The following is a 16906-nucleotide window of genomic DNA, read 5'->3' as shown; positions in this document are numbered from 1 at the left end:
TCTCCCGGTGGGAGAAGGGCTACGTACTGGAGCTGTACTGATGGCCGCACTGACCCGCATCGTTTCGCGCAGCGTGGTGCTGCGCCAGACCAATATCGACACCGACCAGATCATCCCGGCGCGCTTCCTGTCCACCACCGAGCGTGCCGGCCTGGGCAAGAACGCATTCAATGACTGGCGCTGGCAGGCCGATGGCACGCCGAACGCCGAGTTCGCCTTCAACCAGCCGCATAACCAGGGCCGCGCCATCCTGCTGGCCGGGCGCAACTTCGGTTGTGGTTCTTCGCGCGAGCATGCGCCGTGGGCATTGACCGACCTGGGCCTGCAGGCGATTGTCAGCAGCGAGATCGCCGACATCTTCCGTGGCAATTCGCTGAAGAACGGCCTGCTGCCGATCGTGCTGGACGAAGCCGACGTGCAGGAACTGATGCAGAACCCGGACGACGAACTGACCGTGGATGTGGCGGCGCGCGAGCTGCGTACTTCCAGCGGCAAGACCTATAGCTTCCCGCTGGATGGCTTCTCGCAGACCTGTCTGTTGGAAGGTGTGGACCAGCTGGGTTGGTTGTTGGGGCGTGCGGATGAGATCGAGCGGTATGAGGCTGCGCAGGCAGCCTAGTGCTTTCCTTCTCCCTTCGGGAGAAGGTGCCCCGCAGGGGCGGATGAGGGTTAGGGCGAAGCCTCGCATGGCCAAGCACTGCGCGATGCTCCCTACCCTCTCCCCAACCCCTCTCCCGCAGGGAGAGGGGCTTTAAAAACAAAAACAGCAACCGGAACCCTTACATGCAAGCCAACATCGTCGTACTGCCGGGTGACGGCATCGGTCCTGAAATCACCACCGTTGCCGTTGACGTGCTCAATGCCATCGCCACCCGCTTCGGCCACAGTTTCAGCTTCAGCGAATACGACATCGGCGGCATCGCCATCGACAAGCACGGCGAGCCGCTGCCGGCTGCCACGCTGGACGCCTGCAGCAAGGCCGATGCGGTCCTGCTGGGCGCCGTGGGTGGCCCGAAGTGGTCCGACCCGAATGCCAAGGTGCGTCCGGAACAAGGCCTGCTGGCCATCCGCAAGGCGCTGGGCCTGTTCGCCAATCTGCGCCCGGTGCGCACCCACCCGGCGGCGCTCAATGCCTCGCCGATCAAGCCGGAGCTGCTCAAGGACGTCGACTTCGTGGTCGTGCGCGAGCTGACCGGCGGCATCTACTTCGGCGACAAGACCCGCGACGCCGACAGCGCCAGCGACCTGTGCCGCTACACCACGGTCGAGATCGAACGTGTGCTGCGCAGCGCCTTCCGCCTGGCCCAGGCCCGGCGCGGCAAACTGACCTCGGTGGACAAGGCCAATGTGCTGGAAACCTCGCGCCTGTGGCGTGACATCGCCACCCGCATCGGCCGCGAAGAATTCCCGGACGTCGAGCTGGAACACCAGCTGGTCGATTCGATGGCCATGCACCTGATCGCCAAGCCGCGCGTCTACGATGTGATCGTCACCGAGAACATGTTCGGCGACATCCTCACCGACGAAGCCTCGATGCTGGCCGGCTCGCTGGGCCTGCTGCCCTCGGCCTCGCTGGGCGAACAGGGCAAGGTCGGCATCTATGAGCCCATCCACGGGTCGGCGCCGGACATCGCCGGCAAGGGTATCGCTAATCCCTACGCCACCATCCTGAGCGCGGCCATGTTGCTGCGTCACTCGCTGGGGCTGGAGGACGAAGCGGCCGCCATCGAGCAGGCGGTAAGCGCCGCACTTGATGCCGGTCAGTTCACCGCTGACCTGGCCGCGCAAGGCCAGGCGCTCAGCACCCAGCAAGCCGGCCAGGCCGTGCTTGCGCAGCTGCACTGAAGCAACGCGACGCGGCCCTTGGCCGCGTCTTTTTCTTGCGGGCCAGTTTTTTGCGGGCCATTCCCGCAGGTGGATACCACGCCGTTTCTTCATTGGACCTGTTGCTTCAGGTCCCGCAACAACAAAGGAATGACCTTGAACTACCGTACCCCCGACGACTTCCTGGCCCATGTGGCCAAGCGCGACCCCAACCAATCCGAGTTCCTGCAGGCAGTGAAGGAAGTGGCCCACAGTCTGTGGCCGTTCCTGCAGCGGAACCCGAAATACACGCAATACGGGTTGCTGGAGCGTCTGGTCGAGCCGGAGCGGGTCATCCAGTTCCGCGTTGCCTGGGCAGATGACAAGGGGCAAACCCACGTCAACCGCGCCTGGCGCGTGCAGCACAGCTCGGCGATTGGTCCGTTCAAGGGCGGCATGCGTTTCCACCCCTCGGTGAACCTGTCCATCCTGAAATTCCTGGCCTTCGAGCAGACCTTCAAGAACGCGCTGACCACGCTGCCGATGGGCGGTGGCAAGGGCGGCTCGGACTTCGACCCCAAGGGCAAGAGCGATGGCGAGGTGATGCGCTTCTGCCAGGCGCTGATGCTGGAGCTGTACCGCCATCTGGGCCCGGATACCGACGTGCCGGCCGGTGATATCGGCGTGGGTGCGCGCGAAGTCGGCTTCATGGCCGGCATGATGAAAAAGCTCAGCAACGATGCAGCCTGTGTGTTCACCGGCAAGGGCCTGGCCTACGGCGGCAGCCTGATGCGCCCGGAGGCCACCGGCTTCGGCACGGTCTACTTCGTCGAGCAGATGCTGCACCATGCCAAGCGCCAGACCCAGGGTGCCAAGGTACTGATTTCGGGCTCGGGCAACGTGGCCCAGTACGCGGCAATCAAGGCCAGCGAACTCGGCGCCAAGGTGCTGACCTTCTCCGACTCCGGCGGCACCCTGTATGCACGCGATGGTTTTGACGAGCAGGGCCTGCAGGAAGTGATGGTGCTGAAGAACGAGCAGCGCGGCCGCCTGTCCGAGCTGGCCGACGATGCCCGCTTCGAGTTCCTTGCCGACCGCCGGCCCTGGCACATCCCGGCCGACATCGCCCTGCCCTGCGCCACCCAGAACGAACTGGACGAAAACGACGCACGTACCCTGGTGCACAACGGCGTGCTGTGCGTGGCCGAAGGCGCGAACATGCCGTCCACGCTGGAAGCGGTGGATGTCTTCCTGCAGGCCGGCACGCTGTATGCACCGGGCAAGGCCAGCAACGCCGGTGGCGTGGCCACATCAGGGTTGGAGATGAGCCAGAACGCCTTGCGCCTGTCCTGGCGCCACGCCGATGTCGATGAACGCCTGCACGTGATCATGAAAGAGATCCACGCCAACTGCGTGCATCACGGCGTGCGTGCCGATGGCAGCGTCAATTATGTCGATGGCGCCAACATCGCCGGCTTCGTCAAGGTTGCCGACGCAATGCTTGCGCAGGGCCTGTACTGAGTCCTGCCGCGCCTGCACTTGCTGTTGCAGCGCTGCCTACCGGCACCGCTGCAGCAGCATCACGACAGCACCCGGTTGCGTCCTTCGCGCTTGGCGCGATACAGCTGCCGGTCCGCCGCTGCCAACAGCGTACGCCCGGTGTTCTGCCCTGGCCCCAGCGCGGCAACACCGATGCTGACGGTCACGCTGACTTCCGCATCCACTTCTTCAAAGCGCAGCCGTGCCAGCCGCATGCGCAGTTCCTGCAGCACCGTCACCGCGTCCTGCAATGACAGGCCCGGCATCACCACCAGGAACTCCTCACCACCATGGCGGGCCACAAACTGGCCCTTGTCCAGCCGCAACTGCAGCAGACTGGCGATATCGCGCAACACCTGGTCGCCGGCATCGTGGCCGAAGCGGTCGTTGATCTGCTTGAAGTGATCAACGTCGATCAACGCGACGCTCAGCGGCGCGCCGTTGGCCGCTGCCTGCGACAAGGCATTCTGTAGACAGGCATCGCCGGCACGGCGGTTGGGCAAGCCGGTCAGCGCGTCGTGCATGGCCTGGTGTTCCAGCCGCTGCAACAGGCTGGCGCGTTCGAAATCGGCCTGTTCCAGCGCGCGGTTCTTTTCGCTCAGTTCCTGCGTGCGCGCAGCGATTTCATTGTTCAGCCGCTTCTGCCGCAGCCGGTAGCTGGTGGTGCGCCAGCCCAGCAACAGCAGCAACAAGGCCAGCAATGCCAGCCCACTCAACCAGCGCACCCAAGGCCGCTGCCAAAGCGGTGCGGCGATGTCCAGGTTCAGCACCGCCTCGCCACCACGGCTGGTATTTTCCCAATCCAACGGCAACGACATCGCCTGGATCCGCAGCCGGTACTGTCCTGGCGGCAGATTGGTGTAGACAGCTTCGATGCGGCTGCCCGCATCCACCCAAGCGGTGTCAAAGCCTTCCATTCGATAGCGATAACGCATCTTGTCCGGTGCGCGGAAACCCAGCCCGCTATAGGCCACGGCAATACGTTCCACCCCGGCCGGCAGCCCATAGCCGCTGCGCAATGGCTGTGGATCACCATCGACCACCACGCTTTCAATGACGACCGGAAACTTGCGGAAGCGGGTATTGCCATCCACCCGCTGCGGGTCGATCACCGCCAAGCCACCGCCGGTGGGAAACAGCAGTTCCCCCTTGTGGGTGAGCCAGCCTGCCGGCGACGAGGCGCCATTGCCTTGGCTGCTGGGCATGCCGTCGGTATGGTCCAGCACCTGCACTGCAAGATGGGTGCGCGCGCCTGCGGCCACGGCAATCAGGTCCTGCCTGTCCAGCCGGAACACGCCCTGGTTGCTGGGCAGCCAAAGATGACCGTCACCGTCATCGATCACGCGGAATATCTTGTCCCGTGGCAGACCGTTGCGATGGTCGAACACGGTGATGTCCAGCCCGCGCTTGCGCAGCAGGCCATGGTCGGTGGCCATCCACAGGTCGCCGTTGTCGTCGCCGAGGAAATCGAAAACATAGCGTGCCGGGAAATCCAGATCGGCCGACCATCCCTGCAGCTTGCCATCAGGGTTCAGGCTGGCCACACCGTCATTGGTGCCAATCCACAGCACGCCGGCCGGGTCGCGGTACAAGGCGTGCACCGCCAGGCCCGGCAGGCCTTCGTCCAGGCCGTAATGGCGCAGCTGCCCCTGCTGGTAATGGAACAGGCCTTCCGAGCTGCCTATCCACAGACTGCCATCACCTTCACTGAGCAGGCTGCGCACCAGCGGCTGCACCGTACCGGGCAAGCGGATCTGCTGCATGACACGGCCGCTGCCATCCAGTCGAAACACGCCCTGGTTGTAAGTGCCTGCCCACACGTTGCCATCGCGCATGGCCAGCGCCAGCACCGACGCGTCACGACCGTTGCCGGGCAGCAAGCGCACGTGGCTGATGGCATCACCGCGCATCCGGTCCAGTCCTTCGGAGTGGCCGATCCAGACATCACCATTGGCCGACTGGATCAGCGCGCGCACATAATCCGAGCCCAGGCCGTCCTCGCTGGTCAGCCCGCGCGCGGCGCCTTCATCGATACGGAACAGACCATCGGTACTGCCCGCCCAGACCAGGCCTTCCTGATCGATCATCAGGGCCGGGCTGACCTGCCCCGGGACCGCGATCCGTTCGATGGTGCCTGCATTCCAATGCACCAGCCGCCCGGCTGACAGGCTCAGCCAAAGTGCGCCGCTGCTGTCCAGGCGTAAGGCGTCCACCCGCTCGCCCGGCAATAGATGTTGGCGCTGGCCGTTGCCGCGCAACCAATGGACACCATCGTCGGCCGCAACCACCCAGCCGCCATGGCCGTCATCGAGCAGGTCGCGCACTACCCAGCCGGCGGTGTCGTTCCATGCGCTCAGCCGCCCCAGCCGCAGCTCGTACACGCCCTTCTCGGTGGCCACCAGCAGCGTGTCGTCCGCACCGCTACGCAATGCGGTGATGGGCACTTCCGGCAGGCCAAGCGCACTGCCGGCATCCAGCAGCTGACCGGAGGGCAGCAATCTCAATAGTTTTTCTTTTGCGCCTATCCACAAGCCGCCGGAGCGATCGCGCAGCAAGGCGCTGACCGACAGGTGCCGTGCATCGGCACCACCCAGTGCCTCCCAGCGACCACGGTGATAACGATAGACGCCATCGGAAATCGTGCCGAACAGCACTGCGCCATCGGCCTCGGGCACGATTTTCGACACACCCGACAGCTCGACCCCCGGGGTGTTCTGGCGGTCGAACACAGTGAAGCTGCGGCCGTTGAAGCGGACCACACCCTCCCAGGTGCCCAGCCAGATGAAGCCGTCACTGCCCTGCGCCACCGACTGCACCAGATTGTGCGGCAGCCCCTGCTCCATACCCCAGCCTGCCACGGTATGCCGTGCCGCCAACGCCAGCGGCGCGCCGCTGACCCATAGCAGGGCGCATGCGAGCAACGCCCACAGCAGCGCCACCCACCGTTTGTGGCCGGCGGGCATTGCAGGCATGACGTCGAAAAACCTCTGGCGTCTGGACAAACCCGCCTCCGCAGGTCGCGCCGGCTCCCCCGCCGACGGCGCCAATCTACCATCCCAACCGTGAAATCCATCGCCATTTCTTACGCTGGCCGATCACTCGGCCAGCGTCAGCGGTTGCCCAACTCAGTGCGTGGCCTCATCCGGGCGCACCCGGAACCAGGCCGCATACAGGGCCGGCAGGAATACCAGGGTCAACACCGTGCCGACGATCAGCCCGCCCATGATCGAGATCGCCATCGAGCCATAGAAGGCGCTGCGCGACAGCGGGATCATCGCCAGTACCGCCGCCAGTGCGGTCAGCACGATCGGGCGGAAGCGGCGCACGGTGGCATCGATGATGGCGTGCCAGCGGTCGTGGCCGGCATCGATGTCCTGCTGGATCTGGTCGATCAGGATCACCGAGTTGCGCATGATCATGCCGGCCAGCGCAATCGTGCCCAGCATCGCCACGAAACCGAACGGGGCCTGGAACAACAGCAGGAACCAGGTGGCACCAATGATGCCCAGCGGCGCGGTGATGAACACCATCGCCGCCCGCGAGAAGCTGCGCAGCTGCACCATCAGCAGCGTCGCCACCACCACCAGGAACAGCGGCATGCCGGCCTTGATCGAGTTCTGGCCACGCGCCGAATCCTCCACCGTGCCACCGGTTTCCAGCAGATAGCCGCTGGGCAGGGCGTCACGGATCTCGTCCAGGGTTGGCAGGATCTGCTCGACCACGCCTACCGGCAGCATGCTGTCGCCGATATCGGCACGCACCGTGACCGTGGGCAGACGGTCGCGGTGCCAGATGATGCCGTCCTCGAAGGCGTACTCCAGCTTGGCCACCTGCGACAAGGACACCGCCTTGCCGCTGGCGGTGGGGATGGCCAGGCTGCCCAGCATGTCCAGGCGCGCGCGCTCATCGTCCGGCCCGCGCAGCAGCATGCCGATCTGGCGGTTGCCTTCGCGGTAGGTGCTCACGCTCATGCCCGACAGCGCACTGGTCAGGAACTGTGCGATCTGCGCACTGCTCACACCCAAGACGCGGGCCCGGTCCTGGTCCACCACCAGCCGTACCACCTTGCTCGGCTCGCTCCAGTTGAGGTTGACGTTGGTGGTATGCGGGTTCTGCCGCACCTTGTCGGCGACCTGCGCGGCAATGGCCTGCACCCGCTCGATATGCTCGCCGGAGACGCGGAACTGCACCGGGTAACCCACAGGCGGGCCGTTCTCCAGGCGCGTCACGCGCAGCTGCACGTCACCGAACTTGGGCACCACTTCCTTCAACATCCAATCACGCAGCTCCTCGCGTGCCTTGGTGTCTTCGGCCAGCACCACGTACTGGGCGAAGTTGGTTGCTGGCAGCTGCTGGTCCAACGGCAGGTAGAAGCGCGGCGAACCATTGCCGACGTAGCCGACGAAGTTGGCCACGCCCTTGTGGCCCTTGATCAGCGCCTCGAACTTCTGCGCCTGCGCCTGGGTGGCGGTCAACGACGCGCCTTCGGCCAGTTCGATATCCACCATCAGCTCGGGCCGGGTGGAATCCGGGAAGAACTGCTGCGGCACGAAGCGGAAGATCACCAGCGAGAACACGAACAAGCCGGCAGTGGCCAAGATCACCAGCCAGCGGCGGCGCAGGCAGGCATCCAGGAAGCCACGGAAGCGCTGGTAGAACGCGCTCTTGTACGGGTCATGGTCGTGCGCCAGTTCCTTGGGCTTGATCACGTTGGCCAGCGCCGGGTTGCGATCAGCCCAGCGCAGACGCAGCGCATGCCAGCGCCCGGCAATACTGCCCGGCTTGGGCGGCTGCGGGTTGTGCAGGTCCGGCAGCATCTTGTCGCCGAGGTAGGGAATGAACAGCACCGCGGCAATCCATGACACCACCAGCGCGATGGTCACCACCTGGAACAGCGAACGCGTGTATTCACCGGTACTCGATGCCGCCGTGGCAATCGGCAGGAAACCGGCGGCGGTGATCAGCGTGCCGGTCAGCATCGGGAAGGCGGTGGATGTCCAGGCAAAGCTGGCCGCACGCAGGCGGTCGTAGCCCTGCTCCATCTTGGTGGCCATCATTTCCACCGCGATGATCGCGTCATCCACGAGCAGACCCAGCGCCAGCACCAAAGCGCCCAGCGAGATCTTGTGCAGGCCGATGTCGAACTGATGCATGACGAAGAAGGTCATCGCCAGCACCAGCGGGATCGACACCGCCACCACCAGACCGGTGCGCCAACCCAGCGAGAAGAAGCTCACCAGCAGCACGATCACCACCGCCTCGGTCAGCACCTTGACGAATTCGCCTACCGATTCCTTCACCGCATGCGGCTGGTCGGAAACCTTGCGCAGCTGCATACCGGCTGGCAGCGTCTTCTGCAGCTGCTCGAACTCACTGTCCAGGGTCTTGCCCAGCTTGAGGATGTCGCCACCGCTCTTCATCGCCACGGCAATGCCGATGGCATCCTCGCCCATGAAGCGCATCTTGGCCGAGGCCGGATCGGCGAAGCCGCGCTTCACCTCGGCGATATCGCCCAGCCGCACCGTGCGCTCGCCAGCCTGGATCGGGAAGTTGCGGATGTCTTCGACCGAGGTGAACTGGCCGCTGACGCGCAGCTGCACGCGGTCGGTCGGGGTTTCAAACCAGCTGGCCGGGGCGATGGCGTTCTGTTGCGCCAAGGCCTGCTGCACCTGCTGCATCGACACGCCCAGCGTGGCCAGCTTGGTGTTGGACAACTGGATCCAAACCTTCTCGTCCTGCAGGCCGATCAGGTCGACCTTGCCCACGTCGTCCACCCGCTGCAGCTGCAGCTGGATGCGGTCGGCGTAGTCGCGCATCAGCGCATAGTCGAAGCCCTTGCCGGTCAACGCATAGATATTGCCGAAAGTGTCGCCGAATTCATCGTTGAAGAATGGCCCGATCACTTCGGCCGGCAGCTGCGACTGGATGTCGCCCACCTTCTTGCGCACCTGGTAGAACAGCTCGGGCACATCCTTGGACGGCATCGAGTCGCGCGCCATGAAGATCACCTGCGACTCACCCGGGCGCGAATAGGCCTGGATGAACTCGAACTCACCGGTGTTCATCAACGCCTTTTCAATCGGCTCGGTGACCTGCTTGGACACCTGCTCGGCGGTGGCGCCGGGCCACATGGTCTGCACCACCATCGCCTTGAAGGTGAACGGCGGATCTTCGGACTGTCCCAGGTGTTTGTACGACCAGGCACCGATGATCGCCATGGCGATCATCATGAACAGCACCAGCGGGCGGTTACCGAGCGCCCATTCGGAGAGATTGAAGCGTTTCACGCCTCAGTCCCCTTTTCAGCGCGGGTCCAGCGCCGCTCGGCATTGCCGCGTGCGTCAGCCCCCATCCCGTCCCCTTCCCCGGCAGAGGGAAGGGCGAAGCTGTCGCACATACAAGATTTCGACAGGCTCATCGCGAGCCCTCCGACGCAGCCTTCTTCGGTGCGCCAAGTTCAATGGGCCTGTTACTCCTGTCCACCGCAGTCACCGGCTGGCCTTCGCGCAGCAGATGGCCACCGGCGGCCACCACCCAGTCCTCGGCTTTCAAACCCTGCAGCACCGGTACGGTTTCCGGGCCATAGGCACCCAACGTCACCGCACGCGCCTGCAACTTGCCATCGGCCGGGTTCACCACCCAGACGCTGGCCTGCTGCGGCTGCTTGCCGGCCTGCACCGCAGACAGCGGCACGCTCATCACGCCGTTCTTGCCGTGGGCAATGAAGACCCGCGCGCTCTGGCCCAGTTCCACCGAATTCAGCGCATCGGCCGCCAGGCTGACGCGGGCGGCATAGGTACGTGCCTGCGGATCGGCGGCGGCGGCGATCTCGCGGATGCTGCCGGCCAGGTGCTTGCCCGGCTGGTTCCACAACTCCACTTCGACGGCCTGGCCGACGCTGAAATCGCGGATGACGCTTTCCGGCAGCGCGATCGCGACTTCGCGGGCACCGTCAGCGGCCATCGTGTAAATGGTCTGTCCGGCCGCGACCACCTGCCCGGCCTCGGCCTCGCGGCTGGCGATCATGCCGTCCTCGGGCGCATGCAGCTGGGCATACGCGGACTGGTTGCGGGCCACATCCAGATTGGCCCGCGCCGCATCGGCCTGGCCTTGCGCCGCCTTCAAGGCCGCCGTCTGTGCGTCCAGCGCCGACTGGCTGACCAGCTGCTGGCTCGCCAGCGCCTGGTAGCGCTTGTGCTCATCACGGGCACGCACCAGATCCGCCTCGGCGGCAGCGAACTGTGCCTGCGCCGCGCGTGCCTGCAGGTTGTAGTCGGCCACGTCGAGTTCGGCCAGCAACTGGCCCTTTTTCACCCGCTGGCCGGCGTCCACCTCGCGCCGCAGCAGCTTGCCGCCAACGCGGAAGGACAGCGCGGCTTCCTCACGCGCGCGTACCTCGCCGGGATAGGCACCAATGGCCACCCCGCCATTGCCAGCCGGATGCTCCACCAATACAGGTACGGCGTGTACGGGTACGGTCTCGGGTTTGCCGCAGGCGGCAAGCAGGGGCAACAACAGGCAACAGCCAATCCAACGCAGGGAGGTCATAGATATAGGTCGCGATCGCAAGGGAGGAAGATGGCGGGATTTCGCCGCCATTACTAAACGCATCGGTATAGTATAAATATCGAACCAGCTGGTCTAGTATTGCCTGATGTGCCCGAAAAAGCCCTCTTCCGCGCCCACGACAGCGGCGCCACGCAGCTCCGGTCCGGGTCGCCCCAAGGATCTTGGCAAGCGCGCGGCCATCCTCGATGCGGCCAAGGCCTTGTTCATCGAACTGGGTTTCAACGGCGTCAGCATGGACGAAATTGCCGCCCGCGCCAGTGTTTCCAAACTGACGGTCTACAGTCATTTCGGTGACAAGGAAACCCTGTTCACCGAGGCAATCCAGGCCAAGTGCGTGGAAATGATGCCCGATGAACTGTTTGTCACCGACAACGAAGCGCCCCTGCGCGGCCAGCTGTTGGGCATCGGCCATGCCTTTTTCGCCCTGATCAGCAGCGATGCGGCCATTGCCACCCAGCGCATGATGATGACCCCGGACACCGACGACCGTATCCGCCAGATGTTCTGGCAGGCCGGCCCGGCACGTACCGAAAGCGCCCTGGCCGAGTTCCTCGGCGCCCGCGTCAGCCGTGGCCAGCTGGCCATCGAGGACCTGGCGCTGGCCGCCCGGCAGTTCTTCTGCCTGATCAAGGGCGAGGTCCATACGCATATGATGTGTGGCCTGTGCGCCGCCCCGGACCAGCTCGGTGCCGACGTCCATATCGCCGCCAGCGTGGATTTCTTCATCCGCGCCTATGAACCGCACCGGCAAGCTGAATGAACCGGAGGTCCGAATGACTTCCGGCACTGCGTCACGCGCGGCCCTCCCCGCAATGTTGGGTCCGTACTTTGTGTCTGGTAACCGGTAAAATGGCCGGCCCACTGCGCTGGAATGATGAGCTTCCCATGACGATTGATTACTCCCACGTCCGCGAAATGATGGTTGAACAGCAGATCCGTCCCTGGGATGTGCTGGAAGTCCGCGTGCTGGACGTGCTGGCGCGCCTGCCGCGCGAGGCCTTCGTCGCTGAATCGCACCGCGCCCTGGCCTATGCCGATATCGAGCTGCCGCTGGGTCATGGCCAGAAGATGATGAAGCCGGTCATCGAAGGCCGCACCCTGCAGGCGCTGGATCTGCAGCCCACTGACGAAGTGCTGGAAATCGGCACCGGCAGCGGCTTCCTGAGCGCCTGCATGGGCGAACTGGCCCGCGAAGTGCTGAGCCTGGAAATCCATCCCGAGCTGGCCGAGCGCGCCCGCCAGAACCTGGACGCGGCCAAGCTGGGCAGCAATGTCCGCATTGAAGTCGCCGATGCCCTGAATTGGCAGAGCCAGCGTCAGTTCGACGCCATCTGCATCACCGGTGCGGTAGAAACCGTTCCGGTGGAACTGCTGAAGCTGCTGCGCAGCGGCGGCCGCCTGTTTGCCATCCGCGGCGTTTCGCCGGTGATGGAAGCGGTGCTGGTCCAGGCCGACGGCAGCATCGCCTCGCTGTTCGAAACCGATCTTGATTACCTGCAGGGCGCTGCGCCCGCACCGCAATTCCAACTCTGAAACCTTCCAAGGAAGCCGCAATGATCCGCCGATCCCTCACCCTTGCGCTGGCAGTCGCTCTCACTCCGCTGACTTCCCATGCCGCCGACCTGTTGCAGGTCTACGAAATGGCCCGCAACGGTGACACGCAGCTGGCTGCAGCCGAGTCCACGCGCCTGTTCGACAAGGAAGGCCAGGTGCAGGCACGTGCGGCACTGCTGCCGCAGATCGGCGGTGAAGCTTCGTTGACCCGCAACCACAGCAAGTACGACAGCATCGCCGGTGCCGGCGGTGGCAGCGCCACCACCAAGACCCGCAGCTACGGCATCAACGGCAGCCAGACCCTGTTCAACTGGAGCCAGTTCGCCAACCTGCGTGCGCAGCGCGACGTCAGCAAGGCCGCCGATTTCACCCTGGATTCGGCCAACGACGAACTGGTCGTGCGCACCGCGACCACCTACTTCAATGTGCTGGTCGGCATTGAATCGCTGACCGCCGCCGAGACCAACGAAGCAGCCGCCAAGAAGCAGTTCGACTACGCCGACAAGCGCCTGGAAGTTGGCCTGGCGCCGATCACCGACATGCACGAAGCCCGCGCCCAGTACGATCAGGCCCGCGCCAACACCATCCTTGCCCGCAATGCACTGGAAGACGCCTACCAGGCGCTGACCGAGCTGACCGGCCAGCCGGTGCGCGACGTGCGTGGCCTGCCGGTCGACTTCCGTCCGGAAGTGCCGGCCAACCGTGGCAACGTTGACCAGCTGGTCACCGATGCAGTCGGGCGCAACCCGGCGCTGAAGGCACAGGAGCTGCAGGTCAGCGCCGCCGAGTCCAACGTGTCTGCCGCACGTGGCGGCCACTACCCGACCCTGTCGTTGGGCGGCAACTGGGGCAAGAGCGCCCGCTGGGGCGACAACACCGGCAGCGCCTCACAGACCCCCGATGCCACCACCAACGCAATCGGCCTGACCTTGAACGTGCCGATCTTCGCCGGTGGCGCCACCCAGTCCGGCGTGCGTCAGGCGCTGGCCCGTCGCGATATCGCCCAGGACACCTTCGAGCAGCAGAAGCGCGCCCTTGACCGCAACACCCGCAATGCCTACCAGGCCCTGGTTGCCGGCATCAGCGAAGTCGAAGCCCGCCGCCTGACCGTGGTCTCGGCACAGAGCGCCTACGACGCCTCGCAGGTCGGTCTGGAAGTGGGTACCCGTACCGTGCTTGACGTTGTGCAGAACCAGCGCACCCTGTTCCAAGCCCAGGTGGACTACGCCCAGTCGCGTTACAACTTCCTGTTGGCCCGCCTGCAGTTGAGCCAGGCCATCGGCGATCTGGAAATCAGCGAAGTCCAGGACATCAACCGCCTGTTGACGGTGGATGCCAGCTCCAAGCTGCAGTCGAACAGCGCGCAGTAATCCGGCGCGGCAACGTAATGCAGAAAGGCGGGCCTCGGCCCGCCTTTCTTGTTTCTGGAACATTGGCCGCGAGTGCCAACACCCAACCGGTGCAGCCATCCGTGCAGCACAGCATTGCTTCGCTGTAGGAGTGGCGTAAGCCGCGAAGCTGATGTTGTTTGAAGGCCTGCTTCAATGCACACCGATGCTGTACCTGCTTCGCGGCTTACGCCGCTCCTACAGACAAGCCCCAGCGCTGCGCTTGCCGGTGGGTTATGCAGCGGCCTCGCTGGCCGGCGGCAACTGCGGTGTAATCAATGCAATCGTATGCTCCAGCGCACCGCGACCATTGGCCACCAGCGCTCGCCCGGCCTGCACCATGCGTTCGCGCTCGGCATCATCCTGCAACAGACGTGACACGGCTGCGCCCACTTCTGCCGCATCGGCACAGATGCACAAGGCACCGGCCTCATCCATGCGTCGTGATATCTCGGCGAAGTTGTGCAGGTGCGGGCCGGTAACCGCCGCCGTACCCATCGCCGCCGGCTCCAGCAGATTGTGGCCGCCAATGGCCTGCAGACTGCCACCGACGAAGGCCACCTGCGCGCAGGCATAGAACGCCATCAACTCGCCCAGGGTGTCGATCACGAATACCTGGGTATCGGCCGCAGGCCATTGCTGCGCCTTGCGCGTGGCCACGCGCCAGCCCGGCTCGCGAGCCAGGGCTTCCACCTTGGCAAAGCGTTCGGGATGACGCGGCGCCCACAACAACAGTGCATCGGGATGCTGCTGCAACAGGCGCGCATGGATTTCGATCACCGCCTGCTCTTCGCCCTCATGGGTACTGGCGGCGATCCATATCGGCCGCGTGGCGGCCACGTGCTGATGGAAGGCCTGCAACACTTCGGTTGGATCCGGCGGATGGATATCGAACTTCAGGTTGCCCAGGGCCTGCACCTGCGCAGGCAATGCGCCCAGCTCGATGAAGCGCTCCGCATCGGCCTGCGACTGCGCCGCGACGCAGGTCACCGTGCGCAGGGCACGCCCGACCAGGGCCTTGAGCACGCGATAGCCCTTCAACGAACGCGCCGACAAACGCGCGTTGAGGATGTACACCGGAATGCCACGGTCGCGGCAACCGAACAACATGTTGGGCCACAACTCGGTCTCCAGGATCAGCGCCAGGCTGGGCTGGAAATGCTCCAGAAAGCGGCTGACGCTGCCGGGGACGTCATAGGGCAGATACACATGGTCCACCGCATCTCCCCACAGCGCGCGCACGCGCTGCGAACCGGTCGGGGTGATGGTGGTGATGATCCAGCGGATATCCGGGCGCTGCGCACGCAGCGCATTGACCAGCGGCGCGGCCGCATTGACCTCGCCCACCGACACCGCATGCAACCAAACACGCGGCTGCGCGCCGCTGTCCGGGTAGGACGCATAGCGCTCATCCCAACGCCGGAAGTATTCGCGCACCCGGAAACCGCGCCATACCAGGTGGTACACGGTGATGGGCAGCAATAGATAGAGCACGGCCGAATACAGGCCGCGCAGCAGAAATTCAACTGGATCCTTGCGCATCGGCGAAGGATACGGGAGAACCACGCAACAGCGCGACAAGGCCCAGTGCTATTGCCCACGGCAGGCGACCAAGCACAGAACCGAGCGTGGGCGCCTAGGTGCAGTACCGCGCCGCCCTGTCGCGCAGCGCAGGGAGGGGCGCGGAGGGGGGGGCCGTTCCTGCCGTTCCTGCCGTTGCGGCTGTTGATGCCGTTGCTGCCGTTTCTGGCGTTCCGACCGTTGCCGCCGCTCCGACCATTCCGACCATTCCGACCGTTGCTGCTGTTGCTGTTGCTGTTGCTGTTGCTGTTGTTGCTGCTGTTGCTGCGGGTGCGGGTGCGGGTGCGGGTGCCGTTGACGTTGACGTTGACGTTGCCGAAGCCGAAGCCGATCTTCCGACGGCCATTGCCTCTACCTCCTCCCTTGCGCGCAGCGCAGGGGAGGATTGAGGAGGGGTGCCTTTGCCTTTGCAGTTGCCTTTGCAGTTGCCTTTGCCTTTGCCTTTGCAGTTGCCTTTGCCTTTGCAGTCGCCTTAGCAGTTGCCATTGCCCTGCCCTCCTCGCCGCTGCTCCCGCCTTCACCGCGGTGGCTTAGAATCGACGCATGTCCGATTCGCCTTCCACCGCCACCCGGCCCTCGCTCCTGCAGCCACGCCACTGGCCCACCTATGCCTGGCTTGGCATTGCCTTCATCGCCGCACGCCTGCCATGGACGCTGCAGCGCGCACTGGGCCGTGGCATTGGCTGGCTGGCCCTGCACCTGGCGCGCAGTCGCCGCCGCGCCGCCGTGGTCAATCTCAAGCTGTGCTTCCCGGAAAAGGACGAGGCCTGGCGGCAGCGCCTGCTGCGTGACAGCTTCGACGCACTTGGCGTAGGGGTGTTCGAATTCGCCCGTGCCTGGTGGGGCAAGATCGACGTCATCCGCCCGCAGGTGCAATGGGAAGGCCTGGAGCACCTGAAGGCATTGCAGGCCGAGGGCCGCGGCGTATTGCTGGTATCAGGCCACTTCATGACCCTGGAAATGTGCGGCCGCCTGCTCTGCGATCACGTACCGCTGGCCGGCATGTACCGCAAATACCGCAACCCGGTGATGGAATGGGCGGTGAAGAGCGGCCGGCTGAAATATGCCTGCGCGATGTTCGCCAACGAAGACATCCGCGCCACCGTGCGGCATCTGAAAAAAGGCGGTTTCCTCTGGTATGCACCGGACCAGGACATGCGCGGCAAGGACTCGGTATTCGTACCGTTCTTCGGCATGCCGGCATCCACCATCACCGCCACCCACCAATTCGCACGCATGACCGGTTGCGCCGTGGTGCCTTATTTCCATCGCCGTGTTGGCAGCGCCTACGTGCTGAAAATCGCCCCGCCGCTGCCCGACTTCCCCACCGATGACGTGGTTGCCGACACCGCCAAGGTCAACGCCGCCATCGAGGAAATGGTGCGCGAGGCACCAGCGCAATACCTGTGGATACACCGCCGGTTCAAGCGCCAGCCCGAAGGCCGCAGCGACTTCTACGACTGAGCCGCTTG

Annotated in this window: 11 protein-coding genes; 7 read left to right on the top strand and 4 right to left on the bottom strand. The window is 64.8% G+C overall.

Translation table 11 applies throughout. The annotated features are described in order from the left end of the window. The first annotated feature begins 40 nt into the window (after positions 1-40). From leuD to gdhA, 3 genes are all read left to right on the top strand, one after another. Positions 41-619 (top strand): 3-isopropylmalate dehydratase small subunit, encoded by a 579-nt coding sequence (gene leuD / locus ACVOKO_RS06555; RefSeq protein WP_346498136.1) that lies wholly within the window; start codon positions 41-43, stop codon positions 617-619. A 164-nt stretch (positions 620-783) separates the two neighbouring features. Next, positions 784-1845 carry a 3-isopropylmalate dehydrogenase gene (gene leuB, locus ACVOKO_RS06550; protein ID WP_346498135.1) on the top strand — a complete coding sequence of 354 codons (1062 nt, stop codon included), beginning with the start codon at positions 784-786 and terminating at the stop codon, positions 1843-1845. A gap of 135 nt (positions 1846-1980) precedes the next feature. Further along, positions 1981-3324, top strand: a complete 1344-nt coding sequence (gene gdhA / locus ACVOKO_RS06545; RefSeq protein WP_346498134.1) for an NADP-specific glutamate dehydrogenase — start codon at positions 1981-1983, stop codon at positions 3322-3324. Between the two features lie 59 nt (positions 3325-3383). Here gdhA and ACVOKO_RS06540 read toward each other — a convergent pair whose 3' ends face one another. The 3 genes from ACVOKO_RS06540 to ACVOKO_RS06530 all read right to left on the bottom strand — a co-directional run bounded on the left by ACVOKO_RS06540 (position 3384) and on the right by ACVOKO_RS06530 (position 10890). Continuing rightward, the gene (locus tag ACVOKO_RS06540; protein WP_346498133.1) at positions 3384-6314 is read right to left on the bottom strand and encodes a diguanylate cyclase; all 2931 of its coding nucleotides are present in this window, start codon (positions 6312-6314) and stop codon (positions 3384-3386) included. A gap of 153 nt (positions 6315-6467) precedes the next feature. After that, positions 6468-9629 (bottom strand): efflux RND transporter permease subunit, encoded by a 3162-nt coding sequence (locus ACVOKO_RS06535; RefSeq protein ID WP_346498132.1) that lies wholly within the window; start codon positions 9627-9629, stop codon positions 6468-6470. A gap of 127 nt (positions 9630-9756) precedes the next feature. Continuing rightward, complete coding sequence (locus ACVOKO_RS06530) at positions 9757-10890, bottom strand: efflux RND transporter periplasmic adaptor subunit (protein ID WP_346498131.1); 1134 nt, start codon at positions 10888-10890, stop codon at positions 9757-9759. 106 nt (positions 10891-10996) lie between these two features. On the opposite strand from ACVOKO_RS06530, the gene ACVOKO_RS06525 reads away from it, so the two are divergent. The 3 genes from ACVOKO_RS06525 to ACVOKO_RS06515 all read left to right on the top strand — a co-directional run bounded on the left by ACVOKO_RS06525 (position 10997) and on the right by ACVOKO_RS06515 (position 13835). Beyond that, positions 10997-11671 carry a TetR/AcrR family transcriptional regulator gene (locus ACVOKO_RS06525; RefSeq protein ID WP_346498130.1) on the top strand — a complete coding sequence of 225 codons (675 nt, stop codon included), beginning with the start codon at positions 10997-10999 and terminating at the stop codon, positions 11669-11671. 125 nt (positions 11672-11796) lie between these two features. After that, the gene (locus tag ACVOKO_RS06520) at positions 11797-12444 is read left to right on the top strand and encodes a protein-L-isoaspartate O-methyltransferase family protein (RefSeq protein ID WP_062166842.1); all 648 of its coding nucleotides are present in this window, start codon (positions 11797-11799) and stop codon (positions 12442-12444) included. 20 nt (positions 12445-12464) lie between these two features. Continuing rightward, positions 12465-13835 carry a TolC family outer membrane protein gene (locus ACVOKO_RS06515; protein WP_346498129.1) on the top strand — a complete coding sequence of 457 codons (1371 nt, stop codon included), beginning with the start codon at positions 12465-12467 and terminating at the stop codon, positions 13833-13835. Positions 13836-14087: 252 nt separating this feature from the next. On the opposite strand, the gene waaA is transcribed toward ACVOKO_RS06515, so the two are convergent. Then, positions 14088-15395, bottom strand: coding sequence for a lipid IV(A) 3-deoxy-D-manno-octulosonic acid transferase (gene waaA / locus ACVOKO_RS06510; RefSeq protein ID WP_346498128.1), 1308 nt, complete (start codon positions 15393-15395; stop codon positions 14088-14090). Between the two features lie 582 nt (positions 15396-15977). On the opposite strand from waaA, the gene ACVOKO_RS06505 reads away from it, so the two are divergent. After that, the gene (locus tag ACVOKO_RS06505) at positions 15978-16898 is read left to right on the top strand and encodes an LpxL/LpxP family Kdo(2)-lipid IV(A) lauroyl/palmitoleoyl acyltransferase (RefSeq protein WP_346498127.1); all 921 of its coding nucleotides are present in this window, start codon (positions 15978-15980) and stop codon (positions 16896-16898) included. Positions 16899-16906 lie beyond the last annotated feature (8 nt).

Source organism: Stenotrophomonas sp. STEN240, from assembly GCF_056756175.1.
Note: the sequence above shows the minus strand (reverse complement) of the source record. Positions and strands in the feature narration are given on the sequence as shown.

Excerpts from the sequence above, each read along its gene's own strand:
- ACVOKO_RS06520 (WP_062166842.1), top strand. The coding sequence starts at position 11,797 with ATGACGATTGATTACTCCCACGTCCGCGAAATGATGGTTGAACAGCAG.
- leuB (WP_346498135.1), top strand. The coding sequence starts at position 784 with ATGCAAGCCAACATCGTCGTACTGCCGGGTGACGGCATCGGTCCTGAA.
- ACVOKO_RS06530 (WP_346498131.1), bottom strand. The coding sequence starts at position 10,890 with ATGACCTCCCTGCGTTGGATTGGCTGTTGCCTGTTGTTGCCCCTGCTT.
- leuD (WP_346498136.1), top strand. The coding sequence starts at position 41 with ATGGCCGCACTGACCCGCATCGTTTCGCGCAGCGTGGTGCTGCGCCAG.
- ACVOKO_RS06505 (WP_346498127.1), top strand. The coding sequence starts at position 15,978 with ATGTCCGATTCGCCTTCCACCGCCACCCGGCCCTCGCTCCTGCAGCCA.
- ACVOKO_RS06540 (WP_346498133.1), bottom strand. The coding sequence starts at position 6,314 with ATGCCTGCAATGCCCGCCGGCCACAAACGGTGGGTGGCGCTGCTGTGG.
- ACVOKO_RS06515 (WP_346498129.1), top strand. The coding sequence starts at position 12,465 with ATGATCCGCCGATCCCTCACCCTTGCGCTGGCAGTCGCTCTCACTCCG.
- ACVOKO_RS06525 (WP_346498130.1), top strand. The coding sequence starts at position 10,997 with ATGTGCCCGAAAAAGCCCTCTTCCGCGCCCACGACAGCGGCGCCACGC.
- waaA (WP_346498128.1), bottom strand. The coding sequence starts at position 15,395 with ATGCGCAAGGATCCAGTTGAATTTCTGCTGCGCGGCCTGTATTCGGCC.